The sequence below is a fragment of the Pseudovibrio sp. POLY-S9 genome (assembly GCF_001431305.1).
In the GTDB taxonomy this organism is placed as follows: Bacteria; Pseudomonadota; Alphaproteobacteria; order Rhizobiales; family Stappiaceae; genus Pseudovibrio.
In genome coordinates, this window is record NZ_LCWX01000084.1 from 1 (window position 1) to 612 (window position 612).

A 612-nucleotide genomic window follows, 5' to 3' on the forward strand; every position below is an offset into this window, starting at 1 on the left:
CGCCAGATCACTCCTAATTCTTATAGATCCTTTGTTTTTTCTTTTGCCAGTGAGTTTGTTATGAATGCTATTGTCCAAATCCCGCAGCTCTTCCAGGAACAAGATCTGGCCTTCACCTTTGCAGCTCCTGCGCAGCCCAACGCGGAGTTGCTGGTCACCGGGTTCTCGGCAACAGAGCGTCTCAATGGGCTCACGCAGATCCAGATTGAGCTTGCCAGCCCCGACAACGCTCTCGACTTGCATAGCCTGCTCGACACGCCCGCCACGCTGACCATCCATCATAAATACGAGGGCCTGCGCCATCTCTCCGGGGTGATTGCCGAGATTGCCCGGGGCAATGAAGGCCATCACCGCACCAGTTATTCGCTCACACTGCTGCCCAGCCTGCACCGGCTGGCTCATGGCTCTGACTGCCGGATCTTCCAGAAGAAAAGCGTGCCCGAGATCGTTAAGATCCTGCTGAAAGAACATGGCGTAGAGGATGTGAAGTGGGATCTGACCGAGCCTCATGAGACCCGCGAATACTGCGTGCAGTACCGGGAAAGTCACTTAAGCTTTTTAGATCGCATCACGGCAGAAGAAGGCATCTGGTACTACTTCACACATAGTGCC

1 protein-coding gene is annotated in these 612 nt (G+C 54.4%); it reads left to right on the forward strand.

Translation table 11 applies throughout. The features are described from left to right. Nucleotides 1-60 precede the first annotated feature (60 nt). Nucleotides 61-612 (forward strand): type VI secretion system tip protein VgrG (gene vgrG / locus PPL9_RS06480; RefSeq protein WP_152986611.1); only part of this gene is annotated, 552 nt, incomplete at its 3' end.